An 18273-nucleotide genomic window follows, 5' to 3' on the forward strand; every position below is an offset into this window, starting at 1 on the left:
AAGAGGCTGGGGATTAGAGATTGGGGACTAGGCATCAATTTCTAATCCTCAGTCCAATGTGAACTGAAGGTTTTTATCGCAGAGAAATTATCCGCGATTGAGTTTCTAACTTTTCAGTCGCTGTTAAAACTTCTTGCCTTGCCCATTTATCTGCTGCCAAAATGTCATCTAAAGAGGGATTAGCACGGTTATGATTTTGATGGCGATCGCACACCCATTCGATACACCGAGGAATATCTAAAAACCGAATTTTTTCATCTAAAAATAAAGCTACAGCTTGCTCATTTGCGGCATTCAACACCGCTGGCATCGAACCACCAGCTTTACCCACAGCATAAGCTAACTGCATACAAGGATACTTCTGGTGATCTGGTTCGCGGAAGGTTAAATTTCCAGCTTTGACTAAATCTAGTCGTTCCCAGTTGGTGTAGATGCGATCGGGCCAAGATAGAGCATACAGCAAGGGTAAGCGCATATCTGGCCAACCGAGTTGGGCTAAAACTGAAGTATCTTGCAGTTCAATCAGTGAGTGAATAATGCTCTGGGGATGAATGACAATTTCGATATTGTCATAATCCAAGCCAAACAGGAAGTGAGCCTCAATTACTTCCAGTCCTTTATTCATCAAAGTAGCAGAGTCTACCGTGATTTTCCGCCCCATCGACCAATTAGGATGTTTCAGGGCATCAGCAACGGTTACATCTGCTAACTTTTCTACATCCCAGTCCCGAAAAGCTCCACCAGATGCAGTCAGCAAAATTTTCCGCAAGCCATCTTTTGGCACACCTTGGAGACATTGAAAGATTGCAGAATGTTCGGAATCGGCTGGGAGTAATTTTACACCGTGTTTTTCGACTAGGGGTAGAACCACAGGGGCCCCAGCAATCAGGGTTTCTTTGTTTGCTAAGGCAATATCTTTACCAGCTTCAATCGCTGCGATCGTGGGTAGCAAACCAGCACAACCAACAATACCAGTGACAACGGTTTGGGAATCGCCGTAACGGGCGACTTCTATCACTCCGGCCTCACCTGCCAGTAGAATCGGTTGGGGATCGAGGTCAATGATTGCTTCTTTGAGCGCTGGTAATTTATCTTCTGAGCAAATTGCTGCTATTTCTGGCCGAAACTGCCGAATTTGAGCAGCCAACATCTCTACATTGCTCCCAGCTGCCAATCCCACAATCCGAAACTGATCTGGGTACTGAGTGACAATATCTAAAGTCTGAGTCCCAATAGAACCAGTAGAACCAACGAGAGTAATCGCTTTCACAATTGCTTAAGGATTTACAGACAACTCTCACTATAAATTGCTGGGGACTCTTTAATCACAGCAATCACTATAATCGATACACTGACGCAAAGGAGAGACGCAAAGAAATAAAATATCCCCCTGTTCTCTATCCTCCTCCAAAGTGGCGATTATCATTTTTCTTATCAATGTTTTGAGTATTTAAACTGATTGACAAAAGGCACTTTATCTTAAAATCTCACAGATACTGGTGGACTGTCCGCTCGCCGAACAATGGCAGCTGGTTCAAGCGTCAACGTTGAGCAATCATCTGAGTGTTCTTGAATCTATCCCACTATTTTAAAAATCCCTACTTGTCTTCGTAAAATATGCTTGAAAACCTTGATTTTTCGTTTTCATTCTTTAACAAAATTAAGCTTCATAACACAAAAATGATTAGTGGGATAGCTTCTTTAAATTATGTTTGGTTCGCGGATATTTTACGCAAATCACTCTTTTTTATCCAAAGTTCAATAGTCGAAAACATTTATTATTTATTCTCTACGACCAAAATTAAAAATTTATTTGCAAGTTAAGATTTACTCAATATCATTTCATCAATCATATCTAATATATCCGAGTCTATAGTCATATCAAACTTCCTGGCAAAGAATTTTTCTGATTCTCTAATTTTATCAAAGTCATTTTTCTCTAAAATTTTGGGGTGAAGGGCATTAACGTTAGACCACTCTAAATATGTCAAGTGAGTGTTAATAATTTTATCTTTAAAAGGTGAATTTACAATTAGGATCTGGTAAAACAATTCATCTGGACAATAAGTGTAATTAAAACGATTAACAAACTTAGGGTTTTGCTTAACAAAATCATTTATCCATTTTATGGATTCTCCTGTTAAGCACCAAAATGCTGAACCTCCATAAAGAGCAAAGCCTTCAGGAAATTTATATCTTTTCGGCAGCAATGATTTGTGGAAAAAAACATCATTTTCTACATGCTCATATATTAAGTCATCACGCGATTACCGTACATTGATTGTTTGTCTTGCTATACAAAGCTGGGCTGAATTACTAGAGCTTCCGTTTGCTGAAAAAATATTTCTAGATGATAGTAGTCCTGATTTAAATGGAATAAAGCTACTTGAATCATCTAATCAAATGAATCGTTTTGATTGTGTAAGATATAATACTAGGAGCCATCCCCCTCATAGTAATTTTGGAATTCTTATTAGTCTGAATCTTTGTAAATCTGATTATATTTTACATCTGGATGACGATATTCAAATAGTGGGAACACATCAAGACTGGATTAATATCTTGGAACATGGTATTACTATTCTTAATGAAGATAAAAATATTTTAGGAATCAATTTAATGCATGTAGATAGAAGTGCTGGGGGACAGTGGGGGCCAGGTAAAGATTATTTTGCAAGTGATGTTTTTTCTCATCCCACTCAATATTTTGGAAATTCAGCATGTTTAATTAGAAAGGAACTTTTAGAAATCGTGAGTTTAGAGGAAATTTTTAATTGGGGAAAAAAACAGCCAGCTAATTGGGAAGAATTAATATCAAATTCAGATAATACTTCTTCGTTTCTTGTAGCTAAGGTTGGAACCCCCTTTACAGTTGATAACGATGCATGGTTATTCAAAAGTACATTTCGTGTGTCTACCTGGGAAACATATAAATATTTCTTACTTAAAAAATTAGGTTTAAGCACGCTAGCATCCCAATTTTCTAAGAATATAAAAGAAAGGGAATATAATTCGTGATTGGAGTTTACAAATTAAAGAATATGAGCTTAGGGAATATATGCAAAAAGAGCTAGAAGCCCTTTCTATAGTTTAGGCAAGTACGGTTCAGTTAAGAATATTTGTTGGTTGGGTTGAAGATGGTGAAACCCGATAAACCCCATAATATGTTGGGTTTCGTTCCTCAACCCAACCTACACATTTTCATTTTTTGGGCTTAACCGAACCGTATTGATACTGAGGAGTAATAAGTGTATCAGTGCTAGGTATTAGCATATACATAAATTGTGTAGAATGCGTAAATCATAAACTATTTCATCAGCTTTTAAAATATGCCCTAAAGCAGTCCAATTTTCATACAGCTAGACAAAAATTGTATTTATAAATAGTATATTTTAAAGATAAATTTCGAGAAAATTGGCAAAAGTAACTAGATAGTGAATACTTTTAAGTAGTTTTTAATCTGTCCAGTTTGTTGATTGTGTTGGTGGAGGATTTAATATGCAAAATATTACTCAAAAATTGCTGTGTTACAGCCATAGGTAAAAGGATGCACAAAGGAGTTTGTTGAAGCACTCAACCTTATGGCCAAAGTTCAGATAGTTATAAAAAAAGTTTTATGGAAAAATGATTTCCTGTTTCCAGCAGCAATATGGCTTGCCAGTCGAATATTCATCTGGACAGCTATGTTGCTGGTTGCGCCAAAGCTACCGTTAGCAACAGAGGAATTTTTGCCTCGTTTTAGCTGGGGGGTTTTTGATGCCTGGGATAGTATACATTATCGTGCGATCGCAACTTCTGGTTATGAATTTGTGAATGACGGCAAGCAACATAATCTAGCCTTCTTCCCCCTATTTCCCTTAAGCATCTGGTTTTTGATGAAGTTGGGCTTACCGTTTGAATTGGCAGGCACTTTAGTCAACAACTTGGCATTTTTTGCAGCGCTTTACTGTTTGTACTTTTGGGTCAAAGAGCATCATGGCATGAATACAGCGCACTGGGTAACTGCTGTGCTTTCTTTGTATCCAGCTTCGATGTTTACGGGAGTGATTTACACAGAGGGGCTGTATTTGTTTTTGAGTACGGCGACTTTGCGGGCGTTCGATCAAAAGCAGTATGGCTGGACTGCTTTTTGGGGAGCGATGGCGACAGCAACACGTCCTACAGGTATGGCACTAATTCCAGCATTGGCGATCGCAGCCTGGAAAGAACGCCGACCACCCATTGCCTATATAGCTGGTTTTACTACTGCTATTGGCATACTTCTATTCAGTTTGTATTGTGCGATTTATTTTGGCGACCCTTTAGCTTTTATCGAAGCACAGCGGGGATGGCGACCAACTCTAGGGTTTGATTGGCAGGGTTGGTTAAATATGTTCATGCAAATTGCCGTTGGCAGTAAAAATTGGCAATTTGGCTGGGTTCAGAACTCCTCTGGTGCGATTCAAGACCCCTGGTATCTCTTGTTATTTGGCGTGATTGTTGCCAGTGGCTATCTTTTATGGCATTTCCGTCAACGTTTTAGTTCTGTAAAATTATTTTATGGGTTTTACGCTTTAGTCTTATTTTTGTTGATTCTGGCAAGCGAACAGTGGATCAATAACTTCCTCAACTTGTTCATGGTCTTAGGTGGTGGCTATATGTTGTGGCGCTTACACACGCAACTTACCCCAGTCACAGTTATTTATGGCTTTTGTGGTATTGGTTTGCTGCTAGCTTCTGGAGGCACTATTTCCTTGAGCCGTCTCGCCTACGGTATTGTGCCTTTGAATATAGCAATTGGTGTGCTGCTATCTCACCATCCTCGTCAAGGATATTTAATATTGGGCGCTTTTGTGACACTACTAGCCAAAATAGCTGTAGGATTTGCCCAAGAGCACTGGGTTGGTTAGAAGGTTTGATCCATATATTTGTATTTGGTTCTTTCTTGGTAAGAAGTTGAATTTAAATTTCCTAATGAATCTATCCAATCAAACGAAGATAGCTTTTGCTTCATTATTTGTAGGTGTCGGTGCTATATCTTTTGGCTCTATTTTCGTAAGATTGAGCGAAACTGAACTCAGTCCCAATGCCACTGTATTTAATCGCCTTTGGCTTGGTAGTGCGATCTTCTTGCTCTGGAATGGATACAAGGCGATTCGTCAGCGACTTTCCTTAGAAAAACCTGTACAACAGCAGCTTTACACTAGTCAGGATCTGTGGCTATTGCTTGGTGCTGGTATTTTTTGGGCTGCTACTTTAGTCTTCTTGGCTTGGTCGCTGACTCAAACTAGCGTTGCGATCTCTAGTGTCTTACATAATCTTGCCCCTATAAGCTGTTCCACATTTAAATTGCATAAATGGTAAAATAGATATATCCGTGTCTATAGCGTTATCATGCCTGCTAAAGGGTTTCTAGCTCAATCTCAAAAAGACAATTTACAAAAAGCTTTAAAAGATAGCGATCGCTCTCAATTTATACAGAGAATATTGATGTTACTTCTGATGAATGATGGAAAAACTTATCAGGAGATAAGTGAATTTTTAGGCTGTTCATGTAGAAGTGTAGCATATTGGTGTGTTCATGGTGATCCAGACAATTTAGAAAGTCTAAAAGATGGCAGGAGAAAAGGAAATTACCAGAAAGCAACAAATGAATATATTGAATTATTAATGGAAGTTATTGACAAAGAACCAAGTGAATTAGGCTATGAATTTGGACGATGGACAACAGCAAGATTAGCTACATATTTAGACAAAAGAACTGATATTAAGTTAAGCGGAGAACAAGTCAGGAGAATATTAAAGCAAAAAAAGTATGCTTACCTTTGGGCAAAATACAGTCTAGAGGATAAGCAAGATCCGATAAAAAGAGAGGTCTTTAAAGAAAAACTGCTTGGATATCTAGAAGCTTCAAAGTCTTGCCCTGAAAGGTTACAAGTCTGGTTTTGGGATGAGAGTGGTTTTAGTCTCAGGGTAATTAGACGTAAAAATTGGAGCAAAAAAGGTTCGAGTAAAAAAGTAACAGGTCAGAGGAGTCGCGGGCGTGTAAATATAATGGGAGGAGTAAGATATCACGACAGCAAGAGAATGTGTTATTTCATTGAGAAAGGGAATGGTGAAATTTTTTATGCGCAGTTAAAAAAATTAAATGAATTTGTGAAAAAAGAATGGGTTTTAGCAGGAAATCTAGAATCTAATTTTTCCGAGAATGGCCCAGTAATTTTAATTATTCTGGATAACGCTAGTTACCATAAAAAGAAAGTAATTATAGAGGCAATTGAGAAAGAGTTGCCAAACATTCAACTATATTTTCTGCCGGCATATAGCCCAGATATGAATTTAGTAGAATTGGTATGGCATTCAGCTAAAGAATATGTAGCCCACAGGTTATTTAAATCAGTCGATGAACTAAAAAATTTACTTGATAAGCTGTTAAATCAAGGAGAATTAATTATTAAATGGGGAAGAAAAATTAAGAATAAGGGTAATATTACTATTGCAACTTAAATGTGGAATAGCTTATTTACTAGTTTAGGAGTGTGGCTGTTATTTCGTAAGGGTTTTGAGAAGCAATTCCTGATTGGCATGGTCATCGCCCTTGGGGGAGCGATCGCCATTGAATTTGAGGAGTTGCAAATTGCCACAGACGAAGTTGAAGGAGGGTTAGCTGCGATTGTTTCGGCGATTTTCTTGAGTGCATACCTGCTGATCGTAGAAAAATTACGAACCAAATTTTCTCCGGCGACAATTCAGTTGTGGATCTGTGCGATCGCGGCTCTAGCTATCTTCCCCATACTTTTGTTTACTCAAGATCAGCTTTTTCCCTCTACAGTCAGTGGATGGCTTTGGGTAATTTCCCTGGCGCTGATTTGCCAAGTTTTAGGTCATGGGCTTTTGACCTATAGCCTTGCTAGGTTTTCCTCTGTGGTTGTCTCCTTGGTGCATCTCTTAGAGCCAGTATTTAGCGGCATTTTCGCTCTGGTAATCTTTTCAGAAAAATTAACTTTCTCGAATTGGGTAGGTTTCGCTGTAGTTTTAATGGGTTTATACTTAGCCGTATCTAGCCAAGCTGCTGTTAATTACCCGTTCCAAGAATCAGTCAAAAATATAGTTAACACTTTCGTTAAAAGTATGACGATCAAACTGTCATTACTAAAGCAACAATTCTCTGAAACACCAGCTTTATTAGGAACTGTCTCATTATTGTTTGCTCTAATTCCCATATCTTTAGCACCATCTCTGACCAAATTGTGTCAACAAGAAATTGGTGCAAATGCTGTAGTCTTTCATCGCAGTTGGATTGCGACAGTTGTCTTTGGTTTGTGGAATGGACTTGAGGCTTTCCGCTATCAACAATCTATTGAAGGAGGCAGGGGGCAGAAGGCAGATAGCACAGCGTTAGCGAGTCCGCAAGCGTCGGTTAATATTACTCCTGCCTTGCTTGATAACCAATCCATAGAAAAGAAGCCTTTTACAAGTCAAGAAGTGTGGCTATTGTTGGCAATGGGAACCTCTGCTGGAACCTACCTTTTATTGTGGGCTTGGTCGCTGAGTCAAACTAGTGTTGCCAACGTGGCTTTACTATCTAATTTGAACTCCTTATTTGTTGCTTTGGCTGGATATCTGTTATTCGGTCGGCGTTTCGACAACAGATTCGTAATTGGTCTGATCATTGCTTTGGGAGGAGCGATCGCGTTTGAACTCAATAAGGTGCAATTTGCAAGCGATCAAATACTAGGTGATGCCTTAGCATTGCTAACTGCGGTTTTCATGGCTGCGTGTATGCTGCTGATAGAAAGACTCCGAACCAGATTTAGTACTGCAACTATCATGCTGTGGCGCTGTGGAGTGACAACAATGTTTCTACTACCAGTGCTACCATTTCTCGAAAATAGACTATTTCCCTATTCCTGGACGGGTTGGTTTTTCATCATTTTCCAAGCTCTTTTCTGTCAAGTGCTGGGTCAGGGACTTTTAGCTTATAGCCTCAGTAGAATATCTTCAGGCGTTGTCGCCGTCACACTTCTTCTAGAACCAGTTCTAGCTTCCATTTTTGCTTGGTTCATTTTTTCAGAACAAGTAGGTTTGTTTGACTGGGCTACTTTTGCCGTAGTTTTAGCGGGTATCTATCTAGCCCAATCTAGTCAATCGATTCTTCAAGCAAATATACCAGGCGATTAGAAATCGCGGCTACACAAACGAACGCGAGTGCGTCTCGCAGAGAAGTCTGCCTACGCGGACTCAAAGGATTTGAAACCCACGGAGGTGGGTTTTGTCTGTATAGCCGCGAATTCCATGAGACTGTTGGCGAACAAGTGAGGGGTCTTACCCCTCATAAAACAAGGCAGTAAACAGTGATCAAAATGATTGTGTGACAAAAGTGGCATAAATAATCAAATATGACTCTTCATCCGCGAGACTGGTCATCGATTCCAGAAACGACAGCGCAAGTAGCACGAAAATGCTTTCCCAAAGGAAACGTGTATATGAAAATGCGGGATGAATTGGGGGTGTTGTACCTTGATAATGACTTTCTAACACTGTTTCGGGCAGACTGTGGACAAAGCGGCATATCGCCAGGACAATTGGCATTGGTAAGTGTGATGCAATTTGGCGAAGGGTTAACAGACAGACAAGCAGCAGATGCAGTCAGGAGCAGGATTGATTGGAAATACGCATTGGGACTAGAAATTACTGATAGCGGTTTTGATTACTCAGTATTAAGTGAATTTCGCAGTCGATTAATTGCTTGCGGGCGAGAAAGGGAATTGTTAAATCTGATGCTGGTACATTTTCAAAACAAAGGTTGGCTCAAAGCTAGGGGAAAAGCCAGAACCGACTCAACTCATGTACTAGCAGGAATCCGGCAACTAAACCGCCTAGAGTGTGTTGGAGAAACCTTACGCCATGCCTTAAATCAGTTAGCAACGGTTGCTGATGAATGGTTATTAAGAATAGTCAATGAAGATTGGTATTCGCGTTATGCAACCAGATTTGAACAATACCGCTTACCAAAGTCAAAAACAGAACAACAAAGCTTGGCATTGACCATTGGCTGTGATGGTCATCATTTATTGGCAGCCTTGTATGACCCATCAAACCCAGAATGGTTACGGCATCTCAAAGCGGTAGAAACTTTACGCTGTGTGTGGATACAGCAATATGAACTACAACAGGGGCAAGTCTATTGGCGAGAAGCCGACAACTTACCACCTAACAAACAGCTCATCCAGTCTCCGTATGATATTGAAGCGCGTAACCGCACAAAAAGAGAAATGAATTGGACGGGTTATACCCTGCATCTGACAGAAACTTGTGATGACGATGCACCGCATCTAATTACCAATGTTGAAACCACGCCTGCAACCACTGGCGATGTGGAGATGACTCAGATTATTCATCAAGCTTTGGCTGATAAAAACCTCTTGCCAAATGAACACATCGTTGATACTGGTTATGTTGATGCCCAACACTTGTTAACGAGTCAGACTGAGTTAGGAATTGACATCGTTGGCAGAGTACCTCCTGATTCCAGTTGGCAAGCCCAAGCCCAACTTGGTTTTGACGCTTCAAGTTTTACTATCGATTGGCACAATCGCCGTGCTATTTGCCCACAAGGTTGCACCAGCCAATCTTGGCATTTCCGCACGGATAACTATAACAATCCTGTGATTCAAGTACGTTTTCACAAGAGTGATTGTGCTGCTTGTCCCGTCCGCTCTCAATGTACTCACTCACCGAAGTTGTCCCGTGTTCTTACCCTCAAGCCTCAACCTCTTTATGAGGCTCTTACCTCCGCTAGAGCTAGACAAAACACCCAACAGTTTAAACAACTTTATTCTAAACGTGCTGGTGTTGAAAGCTCCCTATCTCTTGGAACTCGTGCATATCAATTGCGCCGCACTCGTTACATTGGTCTTGCCAAAACCCATCTTCAACATATCGCCACTGCTGCCGCCATTAATCTCTCCCGGATGTGGGCTTGGTGGTCTAATGTTCCTATTGGCAAGACCCGTGTCTCTCGTTTTGCTGCTCTTTTTACCTCTGCTTCATCATAATCCCTTTGCCATTTTTATGGGATGTTTGGTTTCACCCTCTTTTAATTCGCCAACAGTCTCATGGAATTCGCTAGGGTAAACGTGTTTTTACAAAAGTGAGATGCTCCCCAAAGATCAGCTGTTACACATTTAACTTGTATAAGTAGTTTGGGCAATATGCCCAAACTACAAAACTTTGATGAAATTTATATCAGCGCGGGTAGGGTACTTTTGTACCACAGCAATTTAAAATATGATGTAGTATTTGGACATAGCCAACTGGACTGATACAATTTATGACAAAGATAAGTTAATTAAGATGAAAATAGTTAAAAATCTTACATATTTAACTTATGGTGAAATCAGTGTAAATCCTTTAGCCGATCCGATAATTTTACTACCAGTTAAATTAATTTGCTGCAAAGCCCCATTGTCTAACAGTAAATAAGATTTATTAGATAACATTTGTTGTAAAGTTGGCACAGGTGCAGTAGTTACCTTGCAATCACAGTAAAAGTTTAAACTGGGACGCTCATAAGCAAAAGAAGTATAAATTTGTGTTCCTGTTGAAACATTTGCCCGAATTAATTCTGCTACTGGTTTAACTGGAAAAGCTTCGTTTAATTCCCAGATCCATGATTGCGAACTCATTAACAGTGCTAAAACTAAGTACATTCCAGAAAATAACACTGGAATAAAGTTACGATCGCGTTGTCTAATTAACCAGACTACTGCACTCATGCTTATTGCCAAAACAATGCTCATGACTATTAAAGTAGGCTCTTTCTTTGCAAGAATAAAGTAAACACAACCTCCTAAACCAGCAATAGCAATAATAGCTAGAAATATTGTCAAACTTCGCACCTTAAAATGATCGTACTGCCAAATTTCGCTAAGTTTAGCACCAATTGCCAAAGCTAAAAATGGATATACAGGCATAACATACCACGGGAGCTTGGTTTTCATTAAAGAGATAGTTACTAAGTAAATAATTGTGCCAATAATAATTAAACTACCCCAGGAAGTATGACGTTTTTTCCAAGCTAGATAAAAACCTCCTGGTAAAAATAATAGCCAGGGAAAACTATACTTAATTAACTCAATTAAATAGTACCAAGGTGGCCCACTATGACCTTCAACAGGTTGTGTAAGGCGATCAAAGGTTTGTGTTTGAAAGTTCACTTGGAAGAAAGTTTCGCCGTAATGTTGCCATTGAGCAACAAACCAAGCGATCGCAGGTGCATATCCTAAAAACATTCCCACTAATAAATAGGGGCTTGTTAACAAAGCAAACTGCCGATCTGCAATCAGGAATAAACAAGCGATCGCTCCTAGCGGTAAAACTATCATCCCTTTCGTGAGAGTGATTAACCCTAGGTAAAATCCCACACCTAGAGCATACCGACGATTCTGACGTGCTTTTAGCAAACAAAATAACAGCAGCAAGAAAAAGGTAATAGTTGTACCATCTAGCATTGCTAGCCTTCCGTGACGCAGCACAGGCAACATTGTCAGGTAAACTAAAGCGCTAAACAGAGCTGGTAAACTTTGGTTAAAAAGCAAACATCCCACCAAGTAAAGCAAAGGCACTCCCAAGGCAGTTAACACTGCACCCGGTAGACGTGTTGTCCACTCATTCACGCCTGCGATCGAGTAAGTCCAAGCAATTAACAAGTGCATCAGGGGTGGCTTATTATGATAGGGTTCTCCTCCCAAGGTGGGGTAAAGCCAATGCATTGAACCAAATGGGGCACGCCAAATTTCACGGGCAACCTGTGCCACAGTACCTTCATCCCAATCTCGCAAAGGGGAGTTTCCCAAAAATATCAGCCATAGAAATAGAGATATTACCAGTAGGCTAAATAACCATTCTTTTTCTCGGAATAGTCGCATATCTAAAAATTGCTAAATTTTGTAAGTATCTTGGATGAAGATTTGAGATTTTCTTCTCCTGAAATAGATACTCAGGCTGATAATACTCGGAATCCAATCGTAAATCTGATGGAAGCTGTGAGTAATTAACAATGCTCCAAACTGCCAAAGTTCAATCCTCATTTTGCTGAAACTGGCTTAGTAACCAAGCGCAAACTTCAGACTGACTTATTTCACGACTTCGGCGTAAGGCTTCTTCTAAAATTGCAATTATCAATCCAGGCAATACCTGTGATTCTTGAATACGTTTACTGCCTTGATCTGCGATCGCATAAGCAATGATTTGAGCATTTGTCACATCCACTACCCAGTATTCAGCAATACCCAATTCTTCATAGAGCGATCGCTTTGTCCCCAAGTCATCCAGCAGAGATGTTTTCGCAATCTCAATAACTAAATCCGGTGCGGGATAGCGATCGAGGTTGACGATTCCTGTACCTGCTGGGATAGTTTGGGCGCGTTCTCTGAGATAATACGCTACATCGGGCTGACAATCCCGAACACCAGTTTTACGAAAGGTGGTTGTGTCTAAACCTGGGGCTGCAATGTTTTTAAGTGCTGCAAATAGAGTCACTGCAAAAATAATTACTACATGGCCTTGACCACGATCAAAACTAACTGGTGCCATCTCCAGCCTCATGTGCCCCTTATAGTAGTAACTTTTTGCCTTCTGGTTGAGCAAGTTAGTGATCGCTTCTACATACTCGTCCCAAGAAGCATGAATCCATGTATCTGTCGGTAACTGGGTTTGAGTTTCACTCATTGTCTAACCCTTATGCCAATAAGCTATATCTCTTGTAACTCAAATTGTCAGCCTTTTTACTCGCTCCTTTGACATTTGCACTCAAAGATTCGAGTTCTGAAGGGGAAGTTTGAGGTTTTGAAGTCAAAATGTCGAGTTCAGAGGCTCAACGATGCTGTTCTGAAGGGGAAGTTTCGAGCTTTTTGCTTGAATATTGCCGTTCTAAAGTCGGAACTTCGTGTTCTGAAGTGTAACTTTCGAGTTCTGAGGTTGAAAGTTGAGGTTTTGAAGTTGAATGATGGTGCTGAGAGGGAAAATTTTCCTTTTAGTAAAATAAAGATATCAAGTTATTGTTTCTTTTTAAGTTTTGGTTTGAGATGCTCAGGTATGTTTTCTGACTGAATTGCATTACAACCCCATTTATAAGCTGTTTCAATAGACTTTCCTGCTCCAAGAGCATCATAAAATCCCGTAGCAAAATTAATTGCGGCAGTATCTCCAATTGCATCATTCATCCCAATAACATATTCAATATGTTCTACGATTACCTCTGCTTGCACCTCAGAATAGCAAGCATTAAGGAGAACACATTCGACGTGTTCAGCACACAGTTCAAATGTATTTGCTAGAGCCTCTGTACTCAAAAGCTTCGATTTCCCGTTCTCATCTTCTATTACCAATCCTTGACTACCAGAGCCATGTCCACAGAAATGGACTATTTGTGGTTCAGTATCTAATAAAGCTCGACGCAAATCACTAGTCCGAACAGCCAATCTCTGCTCAAGTTTAAATAGTTCACGCTTCCTAGATCGACGTAAACCCTCACCAATTTCTCGTATCTCCTCATCCAGACGCAACTGGGTTGAATTTTTAGGATTTGCTGCCAGAACTAGTATTGTTTTCATAGGGGATACCTCTTTTTTGCTTACAATTTGGAGAATTTCTTCTGGTTGAAGTGGTTGCCAAGTTTGGCGACGAATTAAAGCCTCAGCCTCTAGCAATCTCCATTGCAATTTGTCTTTCAATTCTGGAAACTCAAGAATAATCTTGCGAAGTGCTTCACAGGCTTGAGGAGTACCACGTTCTTGTAGGCGTTGTGGGATATAGTCTCTCCAAGTTCTAACACGATCTTCAGGTCTTACTTCATAATCCTCAATACTCGTGAGTTCTTCCTTTTGAGAACTTTCTTTTTGTTTTTCTTCTGGATCAGGATACTGTTTTGTGAGAAAAATGTACAAATCAGCAATGCAGTCTTCCTTCAGTTTCTGTTCAGTACGTCCTTGATACTTAATGGAATATGATACAGACTGCATAACTTCTCGCCCAAATGCAGAATCTTTCTGAATCGCAGACCAAACAACTGACCATCCAGCATCTTCTGCATAAAGTATCAACATCTGAGCTGCAACAATTGCTTTAGCTCTTTCCTCAGAGCTTTTAGGAGGAAGTGAAGAAACGAGATATTCTGCAAAATCTTGAGCTTGATTTACTTTATTGATTAATAAATCTCTCAGTAAATCACCCATACTTGTAGCTGTGAGTGTCTCATGCTTTACTTTATCCATTAATACTCTTAATAGACGCTCATCCCAACAATGACTTACTAGATTATTTATGTGAATAGAACCATGTTGTTCATTGTCTTTATCAATCAAAAATATTAGTATTTTGATAAATTCATCAGGAGCATTATGATAAGCTTTTTTAATCAATTCTTGGCGATGCTTCTTGTTGTCTTCATCTCGATCCCAGTTAGGATGTGCAAGAATTATTGGTGTCCATTTTTGCCATTCTTTAGTGGATAGACTGAGTATATATTCTGGTGCTTCTTGTATTAATAAAAGTAATGCTTGATAACCTGCTAATACAGAGTAGGGATAATTATTTGTACCCAGCCAATCTAGATTGTCTGGATTAGCATGAGCTAGATAGAAATTTGCAGCTTGAATAATCCTTTTTTTAGTTGATTCTTCTGCTTCAATCCAACCAGGAAGATTTTTCAGACTTGACTCAAATGTATTTCCATAATGAGTACTATCAACTTTAAGAGTTAACTCACAACATAAAGAACACCAAATATTAGGCTGAGAAGCATCAATCTGACTCAAAACATCAAGCACTCTTTCCTTTGCTGAAGGTTCTAAAATAATTTTATTTTTCTTTCGGTTGCGCCTAGCCTGTTCTGCCAAATAAATTTCTTTTTCCTCCTGTGCTATTAGCGAGTCTAACTCAACCGTTTCAACATAATAAGCAAATTCTTCTCTTAATACTGAGTTAGTTTGGCTTAATTCTAGCACTACATCTACATGATCAAATTGGAAAAGTTTAAAATTCCAAAGTATCAATTTTGCCCAATTTCGTTGTTTATGTTCAGTCTCTGATATTTTAAGTTTTTGAATTAACCAGGAAAAATCCTCTTCATAAATTATTTCTCTAATATAGTTAGCAAAGTCTATATAATCCTGATTAGATTGTAAAACGATAGAGATTATCGACTCTATAATTTGATAACGTTTGTGAAACTCATCTCTTAAAACATGGCTAAAATTGATTGTTTGATATGAATCATCAGATACAATTGCATCATGATTATTCAGCCGCAATAAAGCAACCTTAGCAAATGCCTGCATTACTTCTGGTTGATTCAGATGCTCCCAGGCTTTCAACATAATTGCATCTGATAAATGCTCAAAACTATAATGTAAATCTCGTCCATGCTTATTAAATTGTTTTTCTAGCCATCTTAGAGCTACTGGTAAATCAGATATTTGAAGATGTTGTCCAAGCTCTTTTGCTATAAAGTCCTGATATCTCCCACCACTGGATTTGGATACTGGCTGCATTAAAGTACTAAAAACCTCTTCTGCTGTGATGTTGCCTGGCCAAACTGCTCGGAGTCCACACCCTTTTAGCTGTTCCTCTTCATCATTTTGGATTTTAGCAACTGCTAAAGGTTTTAATCTTGCTTTGGTTTTTTCATCACCAAGATTGCATACAGCCACTGCTGCATTGATGCGAACCCAAGAATGTTGCTGATGATCAAGAGCAACATCGGCAAGATATTCCTGTACGGCTTTTACATTACAGGCTTCTGCAATATCAATAGCTACGTTCCTTGCATTTATACTCTTTGTTGAATCAGAAATATAAGGTTGAACCTGCTCGGCTAATTTAGGATGATTTAGATTTTGGTATAGCCAAGTATGATATTGGTACGTTAATTTTTCTTCATTGTGTAATCTTAGAAGCGATTCAACTAGAGCGGCCTTATCAGTTTCACTAGCAGTAGCTACATCACTTAGGAGTAGTACATCGGGATCTGTTTTCATTACTTCCCTAAAAACTTCAGGAAGCATACCAGCTAGCCAAGCAGCAGTTTCATGAAGCTGGGGAATTAACCTAAATTCAGAATCTTCAGAGGAAGCAATTAATTTCATTACTTGCTCTAAAGGTGTTTCGTTGTGAACTAAGTATCGTGCAGCAAGAAACTCAGCATAGGTCTGATGAGCAAAACCAATTCGATGCGAGCCGCGCGAAGAAAATAGTTCAGTGACAGACAAAACCTCTTTAATGCAGTTTTCATCAAGTGGAAACTCTTGCTGATTAATACTTTCTTTACCTATGGAAATATCCCGAATAGCAATATCAGAATTGGGCATATCCCCATATTCTGGACTTATCCAGATGGCAGAGCGATTAGAAAATAGAAGTAAAGCTGCAATTCGACTTGCTATAACTAATCGGTGTTTTGCATCTAAATTCCCAGTAAAGCCAGAATCGCAGCGATCTGAGTTCACCTCTTCACATAGTTGTAAACAACCTTCTTCGTATAAATCCTTTTGAGAGGAAGAGAATCGTTTATTTTGATAAGTACCCAGAAGTAATTTTAATGTGATTGGCTTGATAGCAAGTGGAATAGCATTTTTATTAAAGACTTCCTGTAAAAAATCACCAGAGTTGATGTTACGCCTATTTGCTGCTTCAATTACATCTACTCGACATAGAGGAGCTAGCTCATATACCGCAACATTAGCTTCTCCCCACTTGTCTTTTAGCTTCTGCTCTAAGCTATCCTTCCAATCAGCCGTCCTACAAGTAATCCGAAAATACAGGCGATCGCAAGGTAGCTGTTCTATTTCACGTTTAAGAATTCTGACAAGTATTTTGATAGAAAGTAATCCCTCATCTAGGCTATCCAGAAAAAGATGTAGTTTATTTGTTCCTTTGCGCCAAGTTTGCAATGTTTCATCGCGGAAAATTGCATCACATAGCTGCTTGTCTGAATCATAATCACCAAGTCTGAACCACAAACAAACATTTTCTGAGCTACTAAACTTGTCAGAAACTTGATAATATGCTTGTTCGGTTGCTGTAGTCTTACCCATACCAGCTTCACCTAGCAGCACCAAACAGGGCATCTCAGATATAGTTTCAAAAGCAACTGAATCAGATTTGTAAAAATGTCCCCACTCTGAATCTGGATTGACTAAATATCCACCATCACGTAGATCGATGTGACCTGATCGGGGACACCAGAAGCGCTTCCATGTGTAAAGCTGACTTGGCATTTTTACTTACAACAGGCTGAGAATATTTTTACTATGTTAACCGCACCCAATCCTTAATGTTGCTCTATCAGAAACGAGCTTTTGGTATATTATGCTTGTGCGATCGCTCTCAAAATCTCAACTTTCAACCTCTGAACTCGGAAGTTGCACCTTTTTACTCGAACGTTGAGCCTTTGAACTCGGAAGTTGCACTTTTTTGCTCGAACGTTGAGCTTTTGAACTCGGAAGTTGCACCTTTTTGCTTGAACATTGAGCTTCTGAACTCGGAAGTTGCACCTTTTTGCTCGAACGTTGAGCTTTTGAACTCGGAAGTTGCACTTTTTTGCTGGAACATTGCACCTTTGAACTCAAAAAAAGAAGCTCAGAACTCGAAATGTTGTGCTTTTAACTCCAACATCCAAATTTTGAGCTTCAACGTTGCACATTTTAAGTGCAAATAGTGAACTATTTTCTACAACGCTGCTTTTTGAGACTTGGATTTTCCAGGTTTACGAGCAAATCGTTGTCCCATTTCCACAACTACTGCATCTAAACCCGCGCCCTGTCCACTGGCTTTAGCGTAGTTATACACCTGTAACGCGGCTGCATAAGCTTCACTACCGACTGCAAGAGATGTAACTCTTGTAACTGCGTCAACGACAACAACACCGGATACAACGCTTCAAATAATTGCACGTCCTTCCGCATCTCTTCTAAGTCAAACGATCGCGGTAAAAACTCTGGATTCTGCGCCGCCACCTCTAATGCTTTACTCACAAACGCCCGACTCTTATCTCCCATCTTGGGTAAAGTCTTGCGATCGCCGGCACTCAAATCAACCAAAAATGGTAGCTTTTCTTTAATGGTGGCGTAGACGCGAAGCGGCTTGTCGTAGACATCGCTTGCAACACAGCATCTCTGTCTGTTTGTGCCAATGTTGCACTAATTGGGGTCGTAGACATAGAAATCACTCTCCAGTAAGTTTCTTTCATCTAGAGTGCCCAGATATACAACAAAAATTTTCATTCACAGAGCA

The 18273-nt window shown here is 39.6% G+C and carries 11 protein-coding genes and 1 pseudogene; 6 read left to right on the forward strand and 6 right to left on the reverse strand.

Going from position 1 to position 18273, the window contains the following annotated elements; translation table 11 throughout:
• Window positions 1-73: 73 nt before the first annotated feature.
• Both dxr and CDG76_RS16740 read right to left on the reverse strand, forming a co-directional pair.
• Window positions 74-1270: a 1-deoxy-D-xylulose-5-phosphate reductoisomerase gene (dxr, locus tag CDG76_RS16735; protein ID WP_094350117.1), complete on the reverse strand. Its 1197-nt coding sequence runs from the start codon at window positions 1268-1270 to the stop codon at window positions 74-76.
• Between the two features lie 550 nt (window positions 1271-1820).
• Entirely contained in the window at window positions 1821-2210 is a 390-nt protein-coding gene (locus CDG76_RS16740; protein WP_190240872.1) for a beta-1,6-N-acetylglucosaminyltransferase, read from the reverse strand.
• 4 nt (window positions 2211-2214) lie between these two features.
• On the opposite strand from CDG76_RS16740, the gene CDG76_RS16745 reads away from it, so the two are divergent.
• The 6 genes from CDG76_RS16745 to CDG76_RS16775 all read left to right on the forward strand — a co-directional run bounded on the left by CDG76_RS16745 (window position 2215) and on the right by CDG76_RS16775 (window position 10037).
• A complete protein-coding gene (locus CDG76_RS16745) occupies window positions 2215-3018 on the forward strand; it encodes a hypothetical protein (protein WP_143854107.1) in 804 nt (267 codons plus the stop codon).
• A gap of 563 nt (window positions 3019-3581) precedes the next feature.
• The gene (locus tag CDG76_RS16750) at window positions 3582-4889 is read left to right on the forward strand and encodes a mannosyltransferase family protein (RefSeq protein WP_094350120.1); all 1308 of its coding nucleotides are present in this window, start codon (window positions 3582-3584) and stop codon (window positions 4887-4889) included.
• Between the two features lie 64 nt (window positions 4890-4953).
• Window positions 4954-5343 (forward strand): hypothetical protein, encoded by a 390-nt coding sequence (locus tag CDG76_RS16755; protein WP_190240873.1) that lies wholly within the window; start codon window positions 4954-4956, stop codon window positions 5341-5343.
• A gap of 30 nt (window positions 5344-5373) precedes the next feature.
• Window positions 5374-6486, forward strand: coding sequence for an IS630 family transposase (locus CDG76_RS16760; protein ID WP_094347467.1), 1113 nt, complete (start codon window positions 5374-5376; stop codon window positions 6484-6486).
• Window positions 6487-8160 (forward strand): DMT family transporter, encoded by a 1674-nt coding sequence (locus CDG76_RS38355; protein WP_223265259.1) that lies wholly within the window; start codon window positions 6487-6489, stop codon window positions 8158-8160.
• A 218-nt stretch (window positions 8161-8378) separates the two neighbouring features.
• Window positions 8379-10037 (forward strand): IS1182 family transposase, encoded by a 1659-nt coding sequence (locus CDG76_RS16775; protein ID WP_094348113.1) that lies wholly within the window; start codon window positions 8379-8381, stop codon window positions 10035-10037.
• Between the two features lie 330 nt (window positions 10038-10367).
• Here the strand turns inward: CDG76_RS16775 and CDG76_RS16780 are convergent, their stop codons facing one another.
• From CDG76_RS16780 to CDG76_RS16800, 4 genes and pseudogenes are all read right to left on the reverse strand, one after another.
• The gene (locus CDG76_RS16780; protein WP_094350121.1) at window positions 10368-11909 is read right to left on the reverse strand and encodes an ArnT family glycosyltransferase; all 1542 of its coding nucleotides are present in this window, start codon (window positions 11907-11909) and stop codon (window positions 10368-10370) included.
• Between the two features lie 151 nt (window positions 11910-12060).
• Complete coding sequence (locus tag CDG76_RS16785; RefSeq protein WP_094350122.1) at window positions 12061-12711, reverse strand: Uma2 family endonuclease; 651 nt, start codon at window positions 12709-12711, stop codon at window positions 12061-12063.
• A gap of 326 nt (window positions 12712-13037) precedes the next feature.
• Entirely contained in the window at window positions 13038-17075 is a 4038-nt protein-coding gene (locus tag CDG76_RS38360; protein ID WP_223265260.1) for a CHAT domain-containing protein, read from the reverse strand.
• A 634-nt stretch (window positions 17076-17709) separates the two neighbouring features.
• Window positions 17710-18199 (reverse strand): annotated as a pseudogene (locus CDG76_RS16800) (hypothetical protein).
• Window positions 18200-18273 lie beyond the last annotated feature (74 nt).

The sequence above is a fragment of the Nostoc sp. 'Peltigera membranacea cyanobiont' 210A genome, from assembly GCF_002246015.1.
Lineage (GTDB): Bacteria > Cyanobacteriota > Cyanobacteriia > Cyanobacteriales > Nostocaceae > Nostoc.

Excerpts from the sequence above, each read along its gene's own strand:
- CDG76_RS38355 (WP_223265259.1), top strand. The coding sequence starts at position 6,487 with ATGTGGAATAGCTTATTTACTAGTTTAGGAGTGTGGCTGTTATTTCGT.
- CDG76_RS16760 (WP_094347467.1), top strand. The coding sequence starts at position 5,374 with ATGCCTGCTAAAGGGTTTCTAGCTCAATCTCAAAAAGACAATTTACAA.
- CDG76_RS16775 (WP_094348113.1), top strand. The coding sequence starts at position 8,379 with ATGACTCTTCATCCGCGAGACTGGTCATCGATTCCAGAAACGACAGCG.
- CDG76_RS38360 (WP_223265260.1), bottom strand. The coding sequence starts at position 17,075 with ATGGGTAAGACTACAGCAACCGAACAAGCATATTATCAAGTTTCTGAC.
- CDG76_RS16755 (WP_190240873.1), top strand. The coding sequence starts at position 4,954 with ATGAATCTATCCAATCAAACGAAGATAGCTTTTGCTTCATTATTTGTA.
- CDG76_RS16750 (WP_094350120.1), top strand. The coding sequence starts at position 3,582 with ATGGCCAAAGTTCAGATAGTTATAAAAAAAGTTTTATGGAAAAATGAT.
- CDG76_RS16785 (WP_094350122.1), bottom strand. The coding sequence starts at position 12,711 with ATGAGTGAAACTCAAACCCAGTTACCGACAGATACATGGATTCATGCT.
- CDG76_RS16780 (WP_094350121.1), bottom strand. The coding sequence starts at position 11,909 with ATGCGACTATTCCGAGAAAAAGAATGGTTATTTAGCCTACTGGTAATA.